The sequence below is a fragment of the Amycolatopsis circi genome (genome assembly GCF_003385235.1).
Taxonomy (GTDB): domain Bacteria; phylum Actinomycetota; class Actinomycetes; order Mycobacteriales; family Pseudonocardiaceae; genus Amycolatopsis; species Amycolatopsis circi.
Window position 1 is genome coordinate 49,971 of sequence record NZ_PQIA01000050.1, and the last position, 6,387, is coordinate 56,357.

At 67.6% G+C, this 6,387-nt stretch carries 7 protein-coding genes; 4 read left to right on the plus strand and 3 right to left on the minus strand.

Annotation, left to right across the window (positions count from 1 at the left end):
- The first annotated feature begins 9 nt into the window (after positions 1-9).
- Positions 10-1,569 (plus strand): substrate-binding domain-containing protein, encoded by a 1,560-nt coding sequence (locus tag D0D37_RS21980; protein WP_116202448.1) that lies wholly within the window; start codon positions 10-12, stop codon positions 1,567-1,569.
- Positions 1,570-1,576: 7 nt separating this feature from the next.
- Here the strand turns inward: D0D37_RS21980 and D0D37_RS21985 are convergent, their stop codons facing one another.
- Positions 1,577-2,341, minus strand: a complete 765-nt coding sequence (locus D0D37_RS21985) for a group II truncated hemoglobin (protein ID WP_116202449.1) — start codon at positions 2,339-2,341, stop codon at positions 1,577-1,579.
- A gap of 80 nt (positions 2,342-2,421) precedes the next feature.
- On the opposite strand from D0D37_RS21985, the gene D0D37_RS21990 reads away from it, so the two are divergent.
- Positions 2,422-2,766: a winged helix-turn-helix transcriptional regulator gene (locus tag D0D37_RS21990; RefSeq protein WP_116202450.1), complete on the plus strand. Its 345-nt coding sequence runs from the start codon at positions 2,422-2,424 to the stop codon at positions 2,764-2,766.
- Here the strand turns inward: D0D37_RS21990 and D0D37_RS21995 are convergent.
- Positions 2,763-3,125: a DUF488 domain-containing protein gene (locus D0D37_RS21995; protein WP_116202451.1), complete on the minus strand. Its 363-nt coding sequence runs from the start codon at positions 3,123-3,125 to the stop codon at positions 2,763-2,765. The genes D0D37_RS21990 and D0D37_RS21995 overlap by 4 nt on opposite strands.
- A gap of 98 nt (positions 3,126-3,223) precedes the next feature.
- Between D0D37_RS21995 and D0D37_RS22000 the strand changes: the two genes are divergently transcribed.
- The gene (locus D0D37_RS22000; RefSeq protein ID WP_116202452.1) at positions 3,224-4,090 is read left to right on the plus strand and encodes a LysR family transcriptional regulator; all 867 of its coding nucleotides are present in this window, start codon (positions 3,224-3,226) and stop codon (positions 4,088-4,090) included.
- Positions 4,091-4,129: 39 nt separating this feature from the next.
- Here the strand turns inward: D0D37_RS22000 and D0D37_RS22005 are convergent, their stop codons facing one another.
- Positions 4,130-4,969: a GH25 family lysozyme gene (locus D0D37_RS22005; protein WP_162834382.1), complete on the minus strand. Its 840-nt coding sequence runs from the start codon at positions 4,967-4,969 to the stop codon at positions 4,130-4,132.
- Between the two features lie 212 nt (positions 4,970-5,181).
- Between D0D37_RS22005 and D0D37_RS22010 the strand changes: the two genes are divergently transcribed.
- On the plus strand, positions 5,182-6,099 hold the full coding sequence (locus tag D0D37_RS22010) for a DUF5829 family protein (protein WP_116202454.1): 918 nt from the start codon (positions 5,182-5,184) through the stop codon (positions 6,097-6,099).
- Positions 6,100-6,387: the final 288 nt, after the last annotated feature.

Genomic DNA, 6,387 nt, shown 5'->3' on the forward strand with positions numbered 1-6,387 from the left:
AGTTTGTTGATGCACCGCACGAGATGGGCCGGACTCGGCTGCGCGGGGGCGCTGCTGGCTTGCCAGGTTTTGCTTGCTCCGGCCGCCGAGGCGTTCAGCCAGGTCAACGGGTCCGGGTCTACTTACGTCGGGCTCGCGATGAGCGACTGGCAGAACGGCGCTAATTCGCGCGGTATTCCGGTCAATTACAGCGCGCTCGGTTCTCCGGCCGGAGTCAATCAATATGGCGATCACACCGTTGACTTCGCGGGCACGGAGGCCGAAGTCAGTTCGCTGGAAGCGGCGGGTGGCGGTGGGGCTACCGCGAAGCAACGTGGCTATCAGTATGTGCCGGACGTCGCGGGCGCGGTGGCGGTGATGTACAACGTCACCGACGCCGGTGGACGCCGGGTCGACACGCTGCATCTGACCCGCGATGTGGTGGCTCGGATCTTCGCGCGGCAGATCACGCGCTGGAGCGATCCGGCCATCAGCGCGACGAATGGCGGCTTCGCCCTGCCGGATCAGCCGATCACCCTGGTGGGCCGCAGCGGACAGTCCGGCACCACAGCGTTGTTCTACGACTTCGTGGCACACGTCGCGCCCGGACCGTACGGTGACTTCATCGCCCGGAATGTCGACAAGGGGATCGGCCCGCTGCCGTCCGGGGTGCGGCCGATCCAGTTGCCGACCCGGGGGCCGGACGCGGATTTCTACCGGCTGTTCGCCGACTCCGACCAGATCGCGCAAACGCTCGCCAACGGCAGCGTCCCGTTTTCCATCGGTTACGACGAATTCGGTTACGCGAAGAAGTACAACGCGCCGACCGCCTGGGTGGAGAACCAGGCCGGGAAGTACACCCTGCCGTATGCGGCCAATATCGCGGCGGCGTTGACCAAGGCCAACCTGCGGCCGGACCTCAGCCAGGAACTGTCCGGCGTCTACGCCAATCCGGAGCCGTCGACGTATCCCATTTCGGCGTATTCGTATTTGATGACGCCGTGCGGGTCCGGGCGGGACACCTGCAAGGGCGGATACTCGGACGGGGCCAAGGCGGACACGATGACCGCGTTCATCGAGCACGTCGCCTGCGACGGGCAGATCAACATGGCGCGGATCGGGTATTCGCCGCTGCCGCCCAACCTGTCCCAGGAGATGATGAACGCTAATGCTCGGCTGACCGGGCGTCCGCCTAAACAGCTCAATGCCGGGAACTGCGCCAACCCGACGTTCCAAGGAGGTCTCGGGGCGGGCGCTACCGCGCCGCAGGATCCGTTTGCCGCGATGGGCGGGGTGGATGCGTTGACCCACGGAGGGAATGGCGGCGGACCGAAAGCGGGGGCGAAGGAAGGACCGAAGTCTTCGGCCAGCGCGCAGGCATCGGCGGGGCCGGGGGCGTCCTCGTCTTCGGGGCCGGATGCTTCGGAGGCCAACGGCGGGTCGAAGGATTGGCGCAATGCCGAGCCCGCCGCTTATCAGGGTGGCGGATTCGGCGGGTTCGGGGCGTGGGCGGCGCTGGTGTTGTTCGCGGCGATCTGCGTGCCATTGGTGGTACGCGGAATCATTCGGCGATTGCGACGGACGGGATAGCGCGGATTCAGTTTCCGGTCCACGGAGGAGCCGAGCCCCAACCCCAGCGAGGCACCGGCTGCTCGCCCGCGGGCCGGGCGTCCGGCGCGGAGAACACCACCGCGAGCCTGCTCCCCCATTCCAGGTATCCGGCGAGTGCGGCGCGGAACTCCGGGTCCGCAGGCAGCCCCGCCTCGTCGGCCGTGGCGAGCAGCAGCGAGACCCAGCGACGCCGCTGCGGCTCGGTGATCGCCCGGCCGGCATGCCTGGAGATCATGTGCTCGTGCCCGCCATGGCTGGCGGTGTACGCGGCCGGACCACCGAACACTTCGCCGAGCCACACCGCGACGTGCGCGGGGTGCTCCGGGCTCATCCCGGCGAACACCTCGGCGAGCAGGTCGTCGTCGGGCACCTTCGCGTAGAACGCCTCGGTCAGCCTGGCCAGCGCGGCCGCTCCGCCTGCCCACTCGTAAAGCGTCGGCACCGCACCGCCCGGCCCGGCCACCTCGGTGCGTTCGTAATGCCGCATCTCCTCGATGTTCTCGACATAGGGCCGGATCTCGGCGAGGAACGCGGCGAAATGAGGCCCACCCCGAAAACCCTCGATGTGCGCGTCGGCCGAAGTCCAGACAATGCGCAGGACATAGCTGCCCGGCTCGTCGACTGCGTGCGTGAGTTCGTAGTCGTGACACTGCTCCGCCGCCGCGAGCGACTCCGCCGCCCGCCGGTAAGCGGCTTCGAACTCCGCGTGCCCGCCGTCCGGAATGCGGTACCGGATGTACTCGATGATCACCGTGCCACCCAAGCACGCGCCGGGCCGGTCGCCTAGTACGCACTTGCCGGTGCGTACCCGCGGCAGGCGATGATGGAGGGATGAAAGCGCGCTACTCCTGTGCGGTCGAACTGGCCGTCGACGTCATGGGCGGGAAGTGGAAGCCGGTGATTTTGGCGCGGCTCAAGGAAGGCCCGCACCGGTACGGCCAGCTGCGCCGGGCCATTCCGTCGATCACCGAGAAAGTCCTTACCGCGCAACTGCGGGAGCTGGCCGCGGCCGGACTGGTCGACCGGACCGAGGTGGCCGGCCGGGTGCCGACGGTCGAGTACCGGTTGACTCCCGACGGTGACGAGCTGCGCCCGGCGCTGACCGCGTTGTACGAATGGGGCAGCCGGTACGCCGAACGCAACGGCATCGCGGTCGGCCCCTCCTCGACCGGCTAGGAAGAGCGGAGCAGGTCAGCCAATACCGCCGCTTCGCTGATGTCGCTGCGTTTAGTCGCGGTCAACAGCGTCAACGGCCCCTTCTTGGCCAGCGCACGCAAGTGGCCCAGCGCCTCCGCACGTTCCGGTTCTTCCAGTTCCGACCGGTAGCGCTCCGCGAATTCGTCGTAGCGCTCCGGATCGTGCGCGTACCACTTGCGCAGTTCCGTCGACGGGGAGATCTGCTTGAGCCAGTCGTCCAGGTGTGCACGGTCCTTGCTCAGCCCGCGCGGCCACAGCCGGTCGACCAGGACCCGCGAGCCGTCTGCGGATTCTGGCGAGTCGTAGACCCGGCGCACCTGGACTTGGCGTTTGCTCATCGGGGCAGCGGCTCCTTCCGGCATCTGGGGCTCCCGTCGCCACCCAGCGTCCGCCGGTGTCGGCCGTGGTGCAAACGAAGGGGGTATAACCCCAGGGTATGGAACTGCGTCAGCTGCGGTACTTCGTCGCCGTCTTCACCGAGGGGTCGATCAGCCGGGCGGCCGGGTCGCTGCTGATGTCGCAGCCCGCGCTGACCCGGCAGATCCGCGTCCTGGAACGCGAACTCGGGACCCCCTTATTCGACCGCGTGCCGACCGGCGTTCAGGCGACCGTGGCTGGCCGCGCGCTGCACGAACACGCCCGGCAGTTGCTGCGACTCGCCGACGCGACGCGGGAGGTCACGCGGTCCGCGGCTCCGGTGAAGGAGCAGGTCGAGATCGCGTTGCCGCCGGGGATTCCGCAGGCCTGGGTGCTCGCGGCGCTGACCGAGATCCGCCGTCAGGTACCGGACGCCGCACTGTCGTTTTTGGACGCCAGCAGCACCGAGCAGCTGCGGATGCTCAGCGAGGGACGGATCGACATCGGGCTGGTCCACCAGAACCCGCCGTCCACCTTGCACGGGCGGTTGTTGTTCGAGCATCCATTCGGGGTCGCGATCCGGCCTGGCCACCAGCTTTTCGGCCGCGCACAATGCCGGTTGCGGGATCTCGACGACGTCCGGGTGCTCGCGCACTCGCGGGCGCAGGTCCCGGCCGGGCACGACCAGATGCTCGCGGCGGCGCACGGGCTCGGAGTGTCGCCGAACTGGCGGTTGGCGCGGTTCAACGAGAACGCGCTGGCCTGCGCGGAAGCCGTCGAAGCGGACGCGGTGCTGCTGAGCCGTCCCAGCGCAAACCGCATGCTGCCCGGCTGGGCCTGGAGCGAGCTGGTCGAGCCGAGCGTTCCGCTCACGACGTGGGCGGCGTGCCAGCCGCAGACCCGGCGGATCGTCGGCGCGGTCATGGAGGTGCTGGCCGGGTGCTGAAAGCCCGTCCGGGAGCACGGGCTCCCGGACGGGACCGGATCAGCCGGTGGCCAGCACCTTCAACCGGTCAAGACCGGCGCTGAAGTAGTCCTGGTCGAGCGGCGTCGAGGTGTACTGCCAGAAGGTGTAGAAACCCCAGGCATACGGCAGCGCGCCCGGCGACGACGAGTACGCCGCCACCCACAGCGGGTTGGTCGAGCTGAAGTCGCCACGGTTGCCCGTGCACTGGGTCCACCAACTGTTGGCCGTGTAGATGACCGGCCAGCGCGACGTCTTCGCGTGGTACTCGTCGCTGAACGCCTTGATCCACGACACCATCGCGGACTGGCTCAGCCCGTAGCAGGCCGAACTGGGCCCCCATTCGATGTCGAGCGTGCCGGGCAGGGTCTTGCCGTCCTTCGACCAGCCGCCGCCGTGCGCGACGAAGTAGTCCGCCTGCGCCGCGCCCCCTGAGATATCAGGACGGCCGTAGTGGTATGCCCCGCGGATCATGCCGACGCGGTACGAACCGTTGTACTGCTGGGTGAAGTCCGGATTCTGGTAGCCGGTGCCCTCGGTCGCCTTGACGTAGGCGAACCGCTTGCCCTGGTTCCAATAGGACTGCCAGTCGACCGCGCCTTGGTAGCTGCTCACGTCGATGCCCGACGTGGTCGTCTCGACCGACGCCGGCGCGACCGAACCGCTGCCCGGTTCGTGCGCCCGGATGGAGGCGCCCATCTGGTGGTTGTCCGGAGTCTCGGCCGTGGTGCTCGCGGCTGCGGCAGGTGCAGCCGCGGCGTTCGGCGCGGTCGCCACGAGCAGGGCGGCAGCCGCGGCGAACACCGCCGCGGTCAGGCGACGGCGCGCCCTCCCGGCGGGTCCCCAGTGGTGAGTGGTCATTGACAGGTCCTTTCGGATGCCCTCGCGACGTGCCACCCGATCAGGTGGCACGAGGACCTGATTCTGTTACTCAACGCGAGGCACTGTCACTGCTCCAAGTGAACTAATTTCCACTTGACCGGACAACGGGAAAGACATTCTCAGTAGGCCGTTGCGGTCGTTTTCGCCGAAAGCCCCACCAACGGGCTGCGGTCGCCATACTCTGCTCCGCCATGTCGACACATCGAAGAACCCGGACGATCCTGCAGCTCCTGGCCGTACTCCTGGCGCTGGCCGCGACCGGCACCGGCACCGCGCAAGCAGACGAACAGCCCGTCCTGCACTTCAACCACTCCTACGGCGTCCTGGACCGCGAGACCGCCGACGCCATCGAGCATTCGGCCTACCTCAAGGACTTCGCGAACTTCCAGGTCCGCACCACGACCGGCGCGGGCGGTGAAAAATGGACCGGCCGCTACCTGATGGGCCGCGAAACCTACTTGGAACTGTTCGGTGTCGGCGACGTCCCAGGCAAGGACGGCGACCTAGGTTCGGCGGGCCTGGGAGTCTCGGTCGAACACACCGGCCAACTGTCCACAGTGGTCCAGCACCTACGCGACGCAGGCATTACGAACCCGTTGGAATTCCTGCAAACCCGCGACTTCGGCGACGGCAAGCCAGTCCCGTGGTTCAATGGAGTCTTCACCACCGACCAGTACGACACCTTCGGCGCCTGGGGCATGGAATACCGCCCGGAGTACTTCGCCGACCCGCGCAGCAACACCGGCCCCGCGCAATACCCCGGCGACGTCAGCCGCAACCGATACCTGCCAGACGACTACCGCAACCACCTGATGCGCGACGTCACCGGCATCCGCCTGGGCATCACCGCCCGCGACCTCGCCAACACCCTGCCGCTGCTGCGCGCCGGAGGAATGGCAGTACGAGAACTCCCCACCGGTGCCCTCGCCACCGACGGCATGACCACCCTCCGCTTCGACACGGTCCCCGCAGACCAGGTCGGCCTGCGACAGATCGACCTGGCCCTCAACCACCCCGCCGGCACAAGGCACGTCGAACAGATCGGCCACTCAACGCTGACTGTCGGCCCTGGCGCACACGCACGCTGGACCTTCAACCTCCGCAGCTGAGCCAAGTTCCGTGAGGGGAACCCTCACAGACTCTGATTCCCTCAGGGCTCCCCTCACGACCTGCCGCGGTTCTGTGAGGGGCCCCTTCACGGACTCAGATTCCCTCAAGGAGCCCTTCACGGACCACCCCACCCACCGGCACCCGCGAACCAGCCCGGCCAGACACCAAAGCCGCACGCCCAACGTCCGTGAGGGGAACCCTGAGGGACTCTCTTATACCAATCTGACGCTGCCGACGAAAAGAGAGGTTTAGATCTACGCGGCTGCCGTAGCCTTAAAAAATAACAA